General features: G+C 63.3%; 15 protein-coding genes. 13 read left to right on the forward strand and 2 right to left on the reverse strand.

Going from position 1 to position 15,381, the window contains the following annotated elements; genetic code table 11:
- Positions 1-7: 7 nt before the first annotated feature.
- Positions 8-760 (forward strand): SDR family NAD(P)-dependent oxidoreductase, encoded by a 753-nt coding sequence (locus AC04PT_RS10360; protein WP_482873611.1) that lies wholly within the window; start codon positions 8-10, stop codon positions 758-760.
- Positions 761-891: 131 nt separating this feature from the next.
- On the opposite strand, the gene AC04PT_RS10365 is transcribed toward AC04PT_RS10360, so the two are convergent.
- Both AC04PT_RS10365 and AC04PT_RS10370 read right to left on the reverse strand, forming a co-directional pair.
- Positions 892-1,767, reverse strand: coding sequence for an amidohydrolase family protein (locus tag AC04PT_RS10365; protein WP_482873612.1), 876 nt, complete (start codon positions 1,765-1,767; stop codon positions 892-894).
- The gene (locus AC04PT_RS10370) at positions 1,764-2,768 is read right to left on the reverse strand and encodes a nuclear transport factor 2 family protein (RefSeq protein ID WP_482873613.1); all 1,005 of its coding nucleotides are present in this window, start codon (positions 2,766-2,768) and stop codon (positions 1,764-1,766) included. Before AC04PT_RS10370 ends, AC04PT_RS10365 begins: the two co-directional genes overlap by 4 nt.
- Positions 2,769-2,883: 115 nt before the next feature.
- Here AC04PT_RS10370 and AC04PT_RS10375 point away from each other — a divergent pair, with 115 nt between their 5' ends.
- The 12 genes from AC04PT_RS10375 to AC04PT_RS10430 all read left to right on the forward strand — a co-directional run bounded on the left by AC04PT_RS10375 (position 2,884) and on the right by AC04PT_RS10430 (position 15,357).
- The gene (locus tag AC04PT_RS10375) at positions 2,884-3,930 is read left to right on the forward strand and encodes an ABC transporter ATP-binding protein (protein WP_482873614.1); all 1,047 of its coding nucleotides are present in this window, start codon (positions 2,884-2,886) and stop codon (positions 3,928-3,930) included.
- 91 nt (positions 3,931-4,021) lie between these two features.
- Positions 4,022-5,248 (forward strand): ABC transporter substrate-binding protein, encoded by a 1,227-nt coding sequence (locus tag AC04PT_RS10380; protein WP_482873615.1) that lies wholly within the window; start codon positions 4,022-4,024, stop codon positions 5,246-5,248.
- A gap of 65 nt (positions 5,249-5,313) precedes the next feature.
- On the forward strand, positions 5,314-6,342 hold the full coding sequence (locus tag AC04PT_RS10385; protein ID WP_482873616.1) for a carbohydrate ABC transporter permease: 1,029 nt from the start codon (positions 5,314-5,316) through the stop codon (positions 6,340-6,342).
- 1 nt (position 6,343) lies between these two features.
- Positions 6,344-7,225, forward strand: coding sequence for a carbohydrate ABC transporter permease (locus AC04PT_RS10390; protein ID WP_482873617.1), 882 nt, complete (start codon positions 6,344-6,346; stop codon positions 7,223-7,225).
- Between the two features lie 175 nt (positions 7,226-7,400).
- Positions 7,401-8,390: a hypothetical protein gene (locus AC04PT_RS10395; RefSeq protein ID WP_482873618.1), complete on the forward strand. Its 990-nt coding sequence runs from the start codon at positions 7,401-7,403 to the stop codon at positions 8,388-8,390.
- A 133-nt stretch (positions 8,391-8,523) separates the two neighbouring features.
- Positions 8,524-9,054: an ester cyclase gene (locus AC04PT_RS10400; RefSeq protein WP_482873619.1), complete on the forward strand. Its 531-nt coding sequence runs from the start codon at positions 8,524-8,526 to the stop codon at positions 9,052-9,054.
- Positions 9,055-9,105: 51 nt separating this feature from the next.
- The gene (gene hisD / locus AC04PT_RS10405) at positions 9,106-10,419 is read left to right on the forward strand and encodes a histidinol dehydrogenase (RefSeq protein WP_482873620.1); all 1,314 of its coding nucleotides are present in this window, start codon (positions 9,106-9,108) and stop codon (positions 10,417-10,419) included.
- A 2-nt stretch (positions 10,420-10,421) separates the two neighbouring features.
- Positions 10,422-11,471, forward strand: a complete 1,050-nt coding sequence (locus AC04PT_RS10410) for an ester cyclase (protein ID WP_482873621.1) — start codon at positions 10,422-10,424, stop codon at positions 11,469-11,471.
- A gap of 1 nt (position 11,472) precedes the next feature.
- The gene (locus AC04PT_RS10415) at positions 11,473-12,240 is read left to right on the forward strand and encodes an SDR family NAD(P)-dependent oxidoreductase (protein WP_482873622.1); all 768 of its coding nucleotides are present in this window, start codon (positions 11,473-11,475) and stop codon (positions 12,238-12,240) included.
- Positions 12,237-13,256 (forward strand): LacI family DNA-binding transcriptional regulator, encoded by a 1,020-nt coding sequence (locus AC04PT_RS10420; RefSeq protein ID WP_482873973.1) that lies wholly within the window; start codon positions 12,237-12,239, stop codon positions 13,254-13,256. Before AC04PT_RS10415 ends, AC04PT_RS10420 begins: the two co-directional genes overlap by 4 nt.
- Positions 13,253-14,236, forward strand: a complete 984-nt coding sequence (locus tag AC04PT_RS10425; protein WP_482873623.1) for a nuclear transport factor 2 family protein — start codon at positions 13,253-13,255, stop codon at positions 14,234-14,236. Before AC04PT_RS10420 ends, AC04PT_RS10425 begins: the two co-directional genes overlap by 4 nt.
- A 161-nt stretch (positions 14,237-14,397) precedes the next feature.
- Positions 14,398-15,357, forward strand: coding sequence for a cupin domain-containing protein (locus AC04PT_RS10430; protein WP_482873624.1), 960 nt, complete (start codon positions 14,398-14,400; stop codon positions 15,355-15,357).
- The last annotated feature ends 24 nt before the right edge of the window (positions 15,358-15,381 follow it).

A 15,381-nucleotide genomic window follows, 5' to 3' on the forward strand; every position in this document is an offset into this window, starting at 1 on the left:
GATTTCAATGACAGGCAAGGTCGCACTCGTCACCGGCGCGGCCCGAGGCATCGGGCTGGCCACTGCACAACTCTTTCTCGAAGACGGCTGGCGCGTCGCCCTGCTCGACTGGGACGGGCCCGAACTCACAAAGGTCTGCGCCGATCTCGACAACGTGCTGGCCGTTCACGCCGATGTCTCCAACCCCGAAGATGCCGCCCGCGCCATCGCCGAAACCGTGGCCCACTTCGGCAAGCTCGACGCGCTGGTCAACAACGCCGGCGTCGCCGACTTCGGCCCCATCGAGGACACCACCTTCGACCGCTGGCGCCGCGTCATGCAGGTCAACCTCGACGGCCCCTTCCTGATGACCCAGGCCGCGATCCCGGACCTAAAGAAGACCCGTGGCGCCATCGTCAACATCGCCTCGATCTCCGGCCTGCGCGCCTCGACCCTGCGGGTGGCGTATGGCACCTCCAAAGCCGCCGTCATCCAGCTTACCCTGCAACAGGCGGTCGAACTGGGCGAATACGGCATCCGCGCCAACGTCGTTGCCCCCGGCCCGGTCAAGACCAAGCTGTCGATGGCCGTGCACTCGCCCGAGATCATCGCCGCCTACCACGACGCCATCCCGCTCAATCGCTACGGCAGCGAACGCGAACTGGCCGAGGTAATCTGCTTTCTCTGCTCGGAAAAGGCCGCCTATCTCAACGCGCAATGCATCGCCGTCGACGGCGGGTTCGAAGGTACAGGCATCGGTCTCCCGGCCCTGCGCGGATAATCAAAATGCCTGCAGAGCCCGGGGCTGAGTATCTCCGGGCAAGCCCAAAATCTCCACCGCGCCGTCAGCGCGGCACACACGCGACCATCGCGAACAGCGACCGGCAGATACTTTCTGAACACCTCCGCCGTTCACCGGTCCAGCCCATAAAACCCCGCGGCCGTCGATCCGAAGACCGCAGGTTTCGCCGCCTCCGGAAGCAGGGCGTCATAGGCCGTCACAAGCGTTTCGTAATCCGAGCTCAGGCTGTCGACCGGAAAATTCGACCCGAACATGCAGCGTTCCGGTCCGAACTGATCCAGGCAGGTCTCCACGACCGGGCGGATTGTCTCGGCGGTCCAGCCATGGTCAAACATGCCGAGGCCCGAGAGCTTGCAGAAGACATTGGACAGCGCCGACAGCGATGCCAGCGCCTTGGCCCAGTCTCGAATTCCGGCTGCGCTTCGGTCATGCGGCGACCCCGCGTGGCAGAGCGCCACTTTGGTGTCCGGTGCCCGCACCAGAACCGCGGCGGTTTTTTCCATCAGCTCCGGCAGAAGCTGCAGGTCGAAGGACAGCCCGCGGCGGCCCAGCTCCTGCAGGCCGCCAACGAAGCGCGGATCGTCCAGCAGCGCGTTGGTGCCGGTTCTTGCGTCCTCACCCGGGGCGCGGCCGACGATCTGGCGAGCGCCACGGACGGTTGGAAGCGTCTGAAAACGGTCAAGCTGCCCTTTGCGGTCTGCTGCGGTCAGGTCGCAGAACACCACCTGCGCCATCACCCAGTCCGGATTGTCATCCGCAACGGTCTGCACCCATTCAGCCTCCTGCCAGCCATCAGCCGCCCCCACCTGAATATGCACCGAACCAGCGAAACCGCGGGCTTCCGCGTCGCGGCGGAATTCATCGATCAGATAATCACGCTGGATCGCGGCGGGATCGCCAAAGAACCGCGGCGCGCCCTTCTCCATCAGCCAAGGGTAATGAACCTGCTGCAAATTCCAGAGGTGATGGTGCGCGTCGATCCTCATGTGCCTGCGATCCCCGTGGTGCGCCCAAGAATGTCGACGCCCTGCTGGTGCCAGAAGTGCAGGAGGTCGATGAAAATCCAGTTCTCGGCAAGCTTGTCGCCTTCGCGCCGGTAGATGTCGATCACCCGGAATTCGCCCGGCTTGCCAGTGGCAGGCATGCCCATGAAGCCGCCAGTCGCGCGAGCGGTGAAATTCGGCCAGCCGAAAAAGCCGCCATAGCTGCCTTCGGCCATGCGGCAGATATGCTTGGTCTTTGAGCGGTCAGTGAAGCCCGCGCGAAACGGCCCCGAATGCTGCTTGGCATAGCGTTCGATCGTGTAGGTCGCGCCGATCCCCGCCGGGCCCCACCAGATCATGTCGTCGGTCCAGGTCCGGCGCAGCTCGTCCTCAAGGGTCAGCCCGCTGTTCCACTGGCCGAGGTCGGAGATCATCGCGTTGATCGCGGCAAGGGTCTTTTCGCCTTCCTCCGGCGGCTGCGGGGTCAACATCAACCCGTCGTGCGTCAGCGGCCCCGGCTGGACCAGATGCGCCGCGGTTTGCGGCGGGAAGGGCTGCAATCCGGCCTGAATCATCAGATGCGGGATATCGAAATACATCGCCGTCTCAGTGACCTTGCCGTCTTCCACCCGGTTGAATTCGCAATAGCGCAGGAACGCCATCTTGCCGGTCGGGGCGATCCCCAACCAGGGCGCATCGAACAGCCCCATCACATGCCCCATGGACACCACCCAGACAGACCCGAAACTGTCCATTTCGTTGGCGCCGGCCATGAAGATGTCCTCGCGTCGCTGCATGTGCTTCAGCGCCCCGCGCAAAGGGGTCCAGAACACCTCGGCCACAGCCTCGGCGCCCTGCTGCTCATCGAACGGATGGAAGCCGCGCCATTTATGATTCGACGCATAGTGCTGCGCGAGGATATCGCTCTCCTGCCCCGGATCTGACCCGTCCAGTTCAGCGTAAAGGTCTCTGATCAATTGCTTTTCCGCTGAAAAGTCAAACATGGACGGTCGCTCCTTGCATACGCCTGCAAAAAAGTCTTGCCAAAATGTCACCTATAAGTCTACCCTCTTGCAAACGTATGCAAGGATGGCTGGACAGGGCCGTCAGGGGGAATTCATGGCCGAGATACAACTTCGAAATGTTGGCAAGCGTTGGGGCTCTTTCATCGGTGTCGAAAACTTCGACCTGACCATCGCCGACAAGGAGTTTCTCGTGCTTTTGGGGCCATCGGGCTGCGGCAAGACCACCACGATGCGCATGATCGCCGGGCTGGAGGATGCCTCCGAAGGCGACATCCTGATCGACGGGCAGCGCGTCAACGACATGGAGCCCAAGGACCGCGACGTGGCGATGGTGTTCCAGTCCTACGCACTCTATCCCAACATGAACGTCTACGAAAACATCCGCTTCCCGCTCAAGGTCCGCGGCATCGACACCGCGACCCATGACGAGAAGGTGCGCCGCGCCTCCGCCATGGTCGAACTGGACGACTTCCTGCACCGCAAACCGGCCGAGCTCTCCGGCGGCCAGCGCCAGCGCGTGGCCCTGGCGCGCGCCATCGTACGCGAGCCGAACGTCTTCCTGATGGACGAGCCGCTGTCCAACCTCGACGCCAAGCTGCGGGTGTCCACCCGCGCCCAGATCAAGAACCTCAGCCACGAACTCGCCGTGACCACGATCTACGTGACGCACGACCAGATCGAAGCGATGACGCTTGCCGACCGCGTGGTGGTCATGAAGCAGGGCGTCGTGCAGCAGGTCGGCAGCCCGACCGAGATCTACGACACCCCGGCAAATGCCTTTGTCGCCAGCTTCATCGGAAACCCGGCCATGAATCTGGTGGACGGCGACATCAGGAACGGCACCTTCACCGCACCCAACACCCAGATCTCCGGTCTGAACGCGCCTGACGGCAAGGTGACGCTCGGCTTCCGCGCAGAGGATGCGGCGATCGCCGCCACCGGCGAAGGCCAGATCAATGCGCCGATCTACACGATGGAACTGCTTGGCGACGCGACCATGATCTCGGTCCGGATCGGCGGGGCCCTGGTCAGCGCCAAGGCGGACAAGACCTTCAGGGCCGAAATCGACGATCCGATCTCGATCGCGATCCCGAATGAGCATTGCCATCTGTTCGACGCACAGACCGGGGCGCGCCTTTAAGGGCTGAAAACCGGAATCCACACCCGTCAAAGCGGGTCAAACCAGGGTGCAGACTTCGAAGATGCACCCATTCTCTAAGGGAGGAATACGAATGTATCTAAAGAAAATCGCATTGGCCGGATCACTGGCCGCCTTTGCAGCAAGCACAGGTTCTGCCTGTGAAATCGGGGCACGGGTCAACATCGTCGGCAACGAATTCGCGGCCATTCAGGCCGTCGCTGCGGCTGCCAAGGAATGCACCGGCGCACCGGTCGAGTCCAACCTGACGTCCGAGCACCAGACCATCAACGTGGCCGGCCTGTCCGGCAATCCGTCGGAATACACGACGGCCATCATCGCCAACAGCTCGATCGTGGCGCTGATGAACGAAGATGTCATTCGCCCGCTCAATGATCTGGTTGAAAAACATGGTCAGGATCTGCAGCCGGGACAGCTGATCAAGATCGGTGACGACATCATGGCGGTGGCCTTCATGGCCAATGCCCAGCACCTGATGTACCGCAAGGATGTGCTGGAACAGGCCGGCGTCGAAGTGCCGACCACCTACGAGGAAATGCTCGAGGTGGCCAAGGCAATTCGCGAGCAGGGCATCATGCAGAACCCGGTCGGTGGCGCTTACGCTTCGGGTTGGAACCTGGCGCAGGAATTTAACAACATGTTCCTTGGCTATGGCGGCAGCCACTTCAAACCCGGAACTGCCGAGCCGAACGTCAACACCGAGGCCGGCGTCAACGCCCTCAACATGATGAAGGCGCTGTCGGAATACATGAACCCCGACTTCCTGACCCACGATTCCAACGCCACCAACGCCGAATACCGCGCAGGAAACGTGGCGATCATGAACATGTGGGGATCGCGCGCGTCGCAGCAGACCTCGACCGAAGGCGTTCTGCAGGAAGTGATCGACGGTCACGCTATCGCGGGTCCGCTGACGGTCGGCGGCGGTTCGACCCCTGCTTCGACCCTGTGGTGGGACGGCTGGACAGTCGGCAAGAACATCTCGGATGAAGAGGCCGAAGCCACGTTCATCGCCATGAAACACGGTATCCGCCCGGAAATGCTGAATGATGAGACCACACCGCTGGCGGTCTGGCTGATCGAAGGCTACGAGCCGGGCGATGATTCCCAGGGTGTGTTCGCTGCGGCCAAGATGGGCACACCGCCCTATCCGATGCTGCCTTACATGGGCCTGATGCACACCGCTCTCGGCAACGAACTTTCGGACTTCATGCAAGGCAAGGAATCCGCCGAGCAGGCGCTGGCCGATGTCGAAGCTGCCTATCGCGCTGCCGCGACCGAGCAAGGCTACCTCCAATAAGACGTGCCTTGTGCGGGCGTCCCTGAACGGCGTCCGCACAAGCAACCCGATGCAAGGATCGCGACATGCGCCACAAGACATTTCTCTGGTTCTTCCTGCCTACAGGTCTTGCGATGCTGCTGTTCATCGCGATGCCCATTGTCTCGGCGGTGACCCAATCGATCTTTGCCCCGCACCCGGCAGTTCTGATGGAGGTCGAAAACTGCACCCCGCTCATCGGATGCACGACAGAGACCACCATCGACCAGGAGGCGACAGCCGCCCTTCGTGCCGAGAAGCCATTGGGCCGGTTTGTGGGACTGGACATCTATTTCAACCGCGGCCACCTCGCGATAGAGGAAGTCGGTCAGATCTGGTTGACGAACGACACCTGGAGCGGTTTCTTCTCCGAACTTGGCAACCTGCCCTTCTACCGGGCGATGGCCTTCACGCTGACATTCACATTCGTCGTGACCCCGCTGACCATCATTTTGGGATTGATGATCGCCCTGGCGGTCAACTCCCTGCATCGGCACCTCAAGGGGCTGATGATCTTTTTCTCGCTCCTGCCCATGATCGTGACCCCGCTGATCGGCTCGCTCATCCTGTTCTGGATGATCGACAGCCGCGGCATCATCGGCAACGCCCTCTTGTACCTGGCCGGAGACCCGGATTTCAGCCTGAAGGCCTCGACCGGTCTGATGTGGGTGGCGCTGATCGTCTATGGCGTCTGGCACGCCGCACCTTTTGCCTTCGTGGTATTCTACGCCGGACTGCAAACCCTGCCGCAGGACCAGATCGAGGCCGCCCAGATCGACGGGGCGACGCGCTGGCAGCAGGTCAAGTTCGTGGTCGTTCCCCATCTCATGCCACTGGTCACGTTCGTTGCGCTGATCCAGCTGATGGACAACTTCAAGGTGTTCGAACCGATCATCGGGTTCAGCGCGGGCGCACATGCGCAATCGCTCAGCACGTTCATCTTCAACGACCTCGGCGGCGAGACCCGGCAACTGTCTTCGGCGGCCGCAACCTCCGTGATCACGATAATCGGGGTCGCCATTCTTCTTTCGCCCGTGCTTGTCCGCACCTGGCGCGATTTCAAAGGAGCACGATAACATGGCTAGCCGCGCACAAAGAATGCCCAAGGGGCTTCGGATCGCCTCGTCCGTGTTCGTGCTCTTCTGGTTCATCCTTGCCGCATTTCCGTTCTTCTGGACGGTCTGGGGATCGTTCAAGGTAGAGCTCGACTTCTTCTCGATCGCGGACTGGACCAACGCCATCACCGGCGCCCGGACCGAGGCGGTCTATGGCTCGCCCTTCACCACAACCGGGTACGAGGGCGCGTGGATACAGGAAGAATTCTGGCGCAACGTGCTGAACACCGGGATCGTCTGCTTCTTTGTCGTCACCATCTCGCTGACGATCGGGACACTCGGCGGCTACGCCCTGTCGCGGTCGACCTACAACTACACCTTCTGGCTTCTGATCACGGCGCTGATCTTTCGTGCCATGCCGCCGATCACGCTTGTCTCGGGGTATCTGCTGCCCTTCTTCGAATGGAACATCTGGGGCATCCTGCCGACCACGATCATCGTGCTCGTGGCGATCAACCAGCCGTTCACGCTCTGGATGCTGCATTCGTTCTTCAAGAACATCCCCAGCGAGCTGGACGAAAGCGCCAAGGTCGACGGGTGCAACCAGTTCCAGGCCTTCCGCCGGGTGATCATTCCGGTGATGTGGCCGGGTGTCATCACGACGGGGCTGTTCTCGTTCCTGCTGGCCTACAACGACTTTGCGGTGGGCGCGATGCTGCTGTCCGAAAGCAACCGGACGATGGTGCCTGCCATCGCGGCCTTCCTTGGGACCACGCAGACCGAAGGCAACGTGATGTTCGCCGTCGCCGCCGTGGTCTCGGCCACCGTTCCGCTGTTCATCCTTGTGATGTTCTTCCAGCGCCAGATCGTCGGCGGCCTGACCGCCGGCGCGGTGAAAGGGTAACCCCGTGGGACGCACCCATCCCCAGTCCGTTCAGGCGAGGCTTGTCTCGGCCGCCCTCGCCCTGGCCGCAACGCGCGCCAGACGGGCCGGGAGAATTCCATTTGCCCTGATGCGTGCAGGCCCCCGCGCCCGCACCGCGCAGGCAAATCGAATTCACTCCTGAAAGGAACCCCAGATGGGTACCCCCGACCGCACCCCCTACCTGCAATACTCGGCCGCACAGCGCCGCCCCGGTGATTTCGCCAAGGCCGCCGCGCGGTTCTTCGCAGACACCGCCGACATCAACGTCGTGCACCCGTTCAACAACACCGGCAATGGCGCCGGATATCACGCGGCTGTTCTGGTACCGCTTCAGGCCGCTTTCGACGGGCTCTATCGTCGCGACGATATCGTCATGGCAGGCCAGTTCGAGGATGGCGACTGGATCAGCGCCACCGGCTACTACGTCGGCCATTTCGCGCGCGACTGGCTGGGCATCCGCGCGACCGACCGGCTGGCCTATCTGCGGTTCGGAGAATTCCACCGGATGGAAAACGGCCAGGCGGTGGAAAGCTACGTCTTTCTGGACATCCCCGAACTGATGATCGCAAGCGGACAATGGCCCATTGCCACCGGGCCGGGGCTTGAACGCGGCTACACCGGGCTGATCCAAGGGCCCGCGACGCAGGATGGCGTCATGACCGGCTCGCAAGACCCTGCGGCCTCGGACAAGAGCTATCAAATCGTGTCGGACATGTTGCTGAAACTGGCAACGGAAGACGAAGCCTGGCGCCCCTACTGGGACGAAAACATGATGTGGTACGGCCCCGGCGCCTTCGGCTCGTTCATCGGGGTCGAGCATTTCGCGTCGTTCCAGGTGCCCTTCGAGGCCACGTTCGAAGGCTGGTCCGGTGGCTCCAAGGGCAATGGCATGACCCGCCATTTCACCCGCTATGGCGACGGAAACTACACCTGTTCCGGCGGCTGGCCCGCGCTGACAGGGGTGAACGTCAAACCGCTTCTGGAACAGCCCGCCAGCGGCGAACGCGTGTTCATGCGCGTCTGTGACTGGTGGCGGCGCGAAGATGATCTGCTGGTGGAAAACTGGGTGTTCGTCGACGTCCCGCACGTGCTGCTTCAGCTTGGATACGATGTTTTCGCCGACCTCTCCGAACAGGCCGCATGAGCTCGTCTGCCAGACATAACGCTGTTGGGCGCCACCCGGCGCTCAACCGGATGCCAAGGGATTTTCTGACCGCCGGATGATCCTCCCCGACTGCCCCGAATTTCCCTTGGCAACCCGAACAAAGGACTGACCCATGAAAGGTTCCCGCCCCGAACAGGCCGTGCTGACCAGAGACACGGACATGAGCAAGACCGAAGAAACCCGCGCCGTGATCGAAAACATGGTGGACGGGCTGAACGACCACCGCATCAGCGACATCGGCGAATTCTTCTCGCAAGGCTTCCGCTGGATGGGCAACCAGGGCTGCGGCACCAAGACCGGCCTGAAGGAATTCCAGGACAACTGGCAGCGCCCCTTTCAGGCGGCGTTTTCCGACAAGGTCTGCATCGACGAGGCCCGCCTCTACATGGGCGAATGGGCCGCCGCCTTCGGCCGCCAGGAGGCCACCCACTCGGGCGAATTCCTCGGCATCCCCGCCACCGGCAAGCGGATCGAGATTCGCTACATGGACTTCTGGAAAGTTGTCGACGGCAAGATCGTGGACAACTGGGTGAACGTCGATTTTCCCCATGTCGCCGCCCAGCTCGGCGTTGATCTGTTCAACGGCGAAGGCTGGGAAGCATTTGACCGCGGCGAAAAGACACCGCCGCGCCCCGCGCACTGACCCTTCCCGGCGGGGGCCACGCCCCGCCACCCCAATTCGAGGATTGCACAAATGACCATCGAGTACCTGAAACGCGGCAAGCCCGAAGCAGACCGTGCCGAGGATGACGCCAAGACCCGCGCCGTGGTCGAAGCGACGTTGAAGGATATCGAGGCCCGCGGCGACGCCGCGGTCCGCGACCTGTCCGAAAAGTTCGACAACTACAGCCCGGAAAGCTTCCGCCTCAGCCAAGAGGAGATCGACACGCTGATCGCCTCGCTGACCGAGCGCGAACTGGAAGACATCAAGTTCGCGCAAGAGCAGGTGACCAACTTCGCCCAGGCCCAGCGCGACTCGATGCTGGATATAGAGGTGGAGACCCTGCCGGGCGTGATCCTCGGCCACAAGAACATCCCCGTGCAATCCGTGGGCTGCTACGTCCCCGGCGGCAAGTTCCCGATGGTCGCCTCGGCACATATGTCGGTCGCCACCGCCAAGGTCGCCGGTGTGCCGCGCATCATCGCCTGCACGCCGCCCTTCAACGGCAAGCCCAACGCGGCGGTGATCGCCGCCATGCACCTCGGCGGCGCGCATGAGATCTACGTGATGGGCGGCATTCAGGCGATCGGCGCGATGGCCATCGGCACCGAAACCATCGACCCCGTGCACATGCTGGTCGGCCCCGGCAACGCATTCGTGGCGGAAGCCAAGCGCCAGCTGTTCGGCCGCGTCGGCATCGACCTTTTCGCAGGCCCGACCGAGACCATGGTGATCGCTGACGAGAGCGCCGCCGATGCCGAGCTTTGCGCCACCGACCTTCTGGGTCAGGCCGAGCATGGCTACAACTCACCCTGTGTGCTGCTCACCAATTCGCGCAAGCTGGCCGAGGCGACGCTGAGCGAAATCGACCGCCTGCTGGGCATCCTGCCGACCGCCGGCACCGCCAAGGTCTCGTGGGAGGAATACGGCGAGGTGATCGTCTGCGACACCTATGAAGAGATGCTCGAGGTCGCCAACGATATCGCCTCCGAGCACGTGCAGGTGATGACGGACCGTGACGATTGGTTCCTTGAGAACATGACTTCCTACGGCGCGCTGTTCCTCGGTCCGCGCACCAATGTCGCCAACGGCGACAAGGTGATCGGCACCAACCACACCCTGCCGACCAAGAAGGCGGGCCGCTACACCGGCGGGCTCTGGGTGGGCAAGTACCTGAAGACCCACAGCTATCAGAAGGTCACGACCGACGAGGCCGCCACGATGATCGGCGAATACGGCTCGCGCCTCTGCATGCTGGAAGGCTTTGTCGGCCATGCCGAGCAGTGCAACATCCGTGTCCGCCGCTATGGCGGCAAGAACGTGCCCTATGGCATGGCCGCCGAGTAACCATGGACGTCCACAGCAGCAACAAGGCGCAGATCGCCCCGTTACGGAAGGCCATGCGCGATTTCAGCGAAACGGGCGTGCGCGCCGCGCTGGAAGCGTTGCTGGCGCCGGACGCGGTGGTGCAGATGTGCCACCCGTTCGGCAATCTGACCGGTGCTGTGGAACTCTACGATGCCTGCTATGCGCCGCTGCTGACCGCGATGCCCGACCTTGAGCGCCGCGACTGGATCGTCATGGGCGGGCGCACCGAACACGGCGGCGACTGGATCGGCTGCGGCGGCCACTACCACGGCACCTTCGTGCGGCCTTGGCTGGACATCCCCCCGACCGGCCACCTGACCCACATGCGCTTCCACGAATTCTACCGCTTCGAGGATGGCCGCGTGGTCGAGATTCAGGCCATCTGGGACATTCCCGAAGTGATGATGCAGGCCGGGGCCTGGCCGATGGCGCCCTCGCTCGGCCGGGAATTCTGCATCCCCGGCCCGGCAACGCAGGATGGCATCGTGCCGGGGCCGCGGGACGCGCAGAAGTCGCAGGCCTCCTGCGCGCATATCCTCGCGATGCTGGAGCACCTTCAAAGGCACCCGCGCCAGGGCGGCCCGGAGGTGATGGAGATGCCAAGGTTCTGGAACGAACGGATGAATTGGTACGGCCCCGCAGGCATCGGCACCGCCCGCGGCATCGCGGGCTTCCGCAACTGGCACCAGATCCCCTTCCTGAACGGCATGCCCGACCGCGGCAAACACGACGAAGACATCACCTTTCACTTCTTTGGCGATGGCGACTACGCCGCGGTGACCGGCTGGCCCGACATGATCCAGACCGTCACCCACGACGGCTGGATGGGCATCGCGCCGTCCGGCCAGCGCATCACCCTGCGCTCGCTGGATTTCTGGCGTCTCGAAAACGGCCGCATCCGCGAGAACTGGGTGACGGTCGACCTGCTGGACGTCTACCGGCAGCTGGGCGTAGACGTCTTCGCGCGCCTGCGCGAATTCAACAAGGCCCGCGTGTCAGGCGAGATTCCATTCCCTGTCGGCGAGGTATGACATGACCAGTTTTCCCAGCACCCCCAGTTTCAGCCTGAACGGCAAACACGCGCTTGTGGCGGGCGCCTCCTCCGGCATCGGAATGGCCGGCGCCGTGGCTCTGGCGGAACAGGGTGCCGAGGTCACGCTTGCCGCCCGCCGCACCGACGCGCTGCAGGACATCGCGACCGGGATGACGGCCCGTGGCTGGACCGCCCGCGTGCTGAAACTGGATGTCGCCGATGTTGCAGCAACGGCCGAGGCGGTGGCCGAAAACGGCCCCTTCGACATCCTGGTCAATTCGGCGGGTCTGGCCCGCCACGGCAAGGCCACCGACACCGCGCCGGAAGACTTCGACGCGGTGATGGCGGTCAACGTCCGCGGCGCCTACTTCCTCACACAGGCCGTCGCCAAGGGACTGCTCGCCGCCGGCCGGCCGGGCTCGCTCATCAACATTTCCAGCCAGATGGGCCATGTCGGCGGCCGCGAGCGCGCGGTCTATTGCGCCTCCAAGTTCGCCGTCGAAGGCTTCACCAAGGCCATGGCGCTGGAATTCGGGTCTGCAAAAATCCGCGTCAACACGATCTGCCCGACCTTCATTCTCACCGACCTGACCCGGTCGACCTTCGACGACCCGGACAAGCGCGCCTGGGTGCTGGACAAGATTAAGCTCGGCCGCCCCGGCGAGGTCGAGGATATCATGGGCGCGGTGGCCTACCTCGCCTCGGATGCCGCGTCGCTGGTGACAGGGACGGCGATGATGGTGGACGGAGGTTGGACGGCGGACTGATGGCAGAGAAGGTCACCTCCCTTGATGTCGCCCGCCTTGCCGGGGTCAGCCAATCCGCGGTCAGCCGGGTGTTCACCCCCGGCGCCTCCGCCTCGAAGAAGACCATCGAGAAGGTGCGCAAGGCAGCCGAGGAGCTGGGCTATCGGCCGAACGTGCTGGCCCGTGCCATGGTGTCCGGCAAAAGCGGAATCATCGGTCTGGTGGTCGCCTATCTGAACAACCAGTTCTACCCCGAAGCGCTGGAAAAAATGACCAACGCGCTGCAGGAACGCGGCTATCACGTGCTGGTCTTTCTGGCCTCGAACACCGCGGACAACGTCGACCGCGTGGTCGAGGAAATCCTCGATTTTCAGGTCGACGGCATCATCGCGGCCTCGGTTGCGCTTTCGTCGGACCTCTCCGCCCGCTGTCAGGCGGCAGGCGTGCCGATGGTGCTGTTCAACCGCGCGCAGGACGACCCGTCTATGTCGGCCGTGACCTCCGACAATATCGCCGGCGGGCGCAAGGCGGCCGAATTCCTGCTGGCGGGCGGCCACAGGAAAATTGGCTATATCGCCGGATGGGAGGGCGCCTCCACCCAGCGCGACCGCGAGGCCGGCTTCCGCGCCGTGTTGCAAAAGGCCGGCGTCGCCCTCTATGCCCGCGAGGTGGGAAATTTCGTGACCGAACAGACCCAGGACGCCACCCGCCGGATGTTCGCGAACGATCCGCCCGAAGCGGTCTTTGTCGCCAATGACCACATGGCCATTACCGTGATGGACACGCTGCGCTTCGAACTTGGCCTCAAGGTGCCGGATGACGTCTCGGTCATTGGCTACGACGATGTCACCGCTGCCGCCTGGCCCACGTACAACCTCACCACCATGCGGCAGCCTGCCAACCGCATGGTGGCGGAAACCGTCGAAATTCTCCTCGGCAAGATCGAAGACCCCGACTCCCGGCCGCGCCGGGTCGAGATCGACGGGCCACTGATAGTTCGCGGCTCCGCCCGCATACCTGAAGGATGGAATACATGAAGGGTTTTGACCCGAAATTCAAAGACTTTCCAGACTACATCATCGGCATCACCAAGGAGATCTGGGAAGACCGCGGCCTCGCCACCCTGCACCACTACTACAGTGACGACATCGTGGTGCGCTCGCCCGGCTCGGTGGTGGTGGGCAACCAGAAAGTGATCGGCGCCACCATGGCCACGCTGGCAGAGTTCCCCGACCGCACCCTGCTGGGCGAGGATGTGATCTGGTCCGGCACGCCGGAGGAAGGCATGCTCTCGTCGCACCGGCTGTTGTCGACCGCCACCCACCTGGGCGACGGCGTCTATGGCACGGCCACCGGCAAGAAGCTGACCTATCGTATCCTGGCCGATTGCCATGCGATCGATAACCAGATCAACGACGAATGGTTGATCCGCGATCAGGGCGCCATCGTGCGCCAGATGGGCTGGGACCCGAAAGCCTATGCCGCCGATCTGATCGAAACGGAAGGCGGGCCGGAAAACTGCGTGAAGCCGCTGACCCCGGCGACCGATCAGGAAGGCCCCTACAAGGGCCATGGCAATGACAATGAATGGGGCCAGCGCTACGCCGAAATCCTGACCCGCATCATGAATGCCGACATTGCCACGATCGAGCGCGACTACGACCGCGCGGTGCAGGCCGAATACCCCGGTGGCGTCACCGGCCATTCCTACGGCGCGGTCGATAACTTCTGGATGGGCCTGCGCGCGTCCTTCCCGAGTGCAAGGTTCGAGATCCACCACCAGATTGGCCGCAGCGACCCCGATATGCCGCCCCGCGCCGCGGTCCGCTGGAGCCTTACCGGAAAGCACGACGGCTGGGGCCGCTTCGGCACGCCCACCGGCGCCGAGGTCTATGTCTTGGGCATATGCCACGCCGAGTTTGGCGCGCTGATCAGCGGTGATCCCAGGCTGCGTCGCGAATTCTGCATCTTCGATGAAACCTCGATCTGGAAACAGATCCTGCTTCAGACCGGGTAAAGGGTGCTGTCCTGCGGGTCATATCAGCTGGACAACCGGCAGGGAACGCGGCGCTCGCACGTGCACCGCGCCTCGCTGCGGGCGCGCCGGCTGAACAACCGCCCGCCGGGACGAGGGAGGCCTCGCATCTCTCACATCGTCTCCAACCAAGGAACAGTTTCATGAGCTCCATCCAGTCCCGCATCGTCCGCTACGGCGAGTTGAAACCCTGCAAGACCGCCTTCATCGACGCCCATACACCCGGGTCCGATCAGAAGGAAAACTTCACCATCATCGGCGGCGGGGTGTCCGAAAGCCCCGATCAGCACGTCCACATCACCGACAAGATTGGCTTCAACATCGGCGCCGCCGGCCAGCCGCCGAAATGCCGCAACTCCTTGCACAGTCACACCACGGCGGAAGTGTTCTTTGTCGCCAAGGGCCGCTGGCGGTTCTTCTGGGGCCTGCACGGCACCGCGGGCGAATTCATTGCCGAGGAAGGCGATATCTTCAACATTCCCACCGGCATCTTTCGCGGCTTCGAAAACGTCGGTCAGGACTACGGGATGATCATGGCCATCCTCGGCGGCGACGATGCCGGCGGCGGCGTCACATGGGCACCGCATGTCATCGAAGAGGCACAGGCGCACGGGCTTATGCTGGGTGAAAACGGCGTGCTCTACGACAGCAAGAAGGGCGAAAGCCTGCCGCACAACGTGAACCCGATGCCGGTGCTGGGCGAAGAGCAACTGAAGGCCTTCCCGGAAGTACCGGTCGAGGACGTCCTCCCCGGCCATGTCGCCCGCTACTGGGATCTGATGGCGCTGAGCGCAAAGAAATCGGCCAAGGTGATCGGTGAGGATGCACTGCTGAAGGACAGGCCGGGCTTCGAGGTCGATTTCCTGAGCCGCGGCTCTGCCGAGGACGCGCCGGTCAAGGCGGCGAAACCGGTCGTGCTGATGCCGGCCAGCGGCCACTGGCGGATCAGGATCGATGATGTCGAAACCACGATCTCGGTCGGCGACACAGCACTCGTGCTGCCCGGCGAAAGCTATCTTGCCGCGCCCTCGATGACCGGCGAGGCCGGGCTCTACCGGATCACCGCGACCGACGACCCGGCCGGCGCCACCTGGCAGGGCTAATACGAAGCGCGCCCCCGGTGCGGC

It is taken from the genome of Litorisediminivivens sp. KMU-197 (assembly GCF_056858395.1).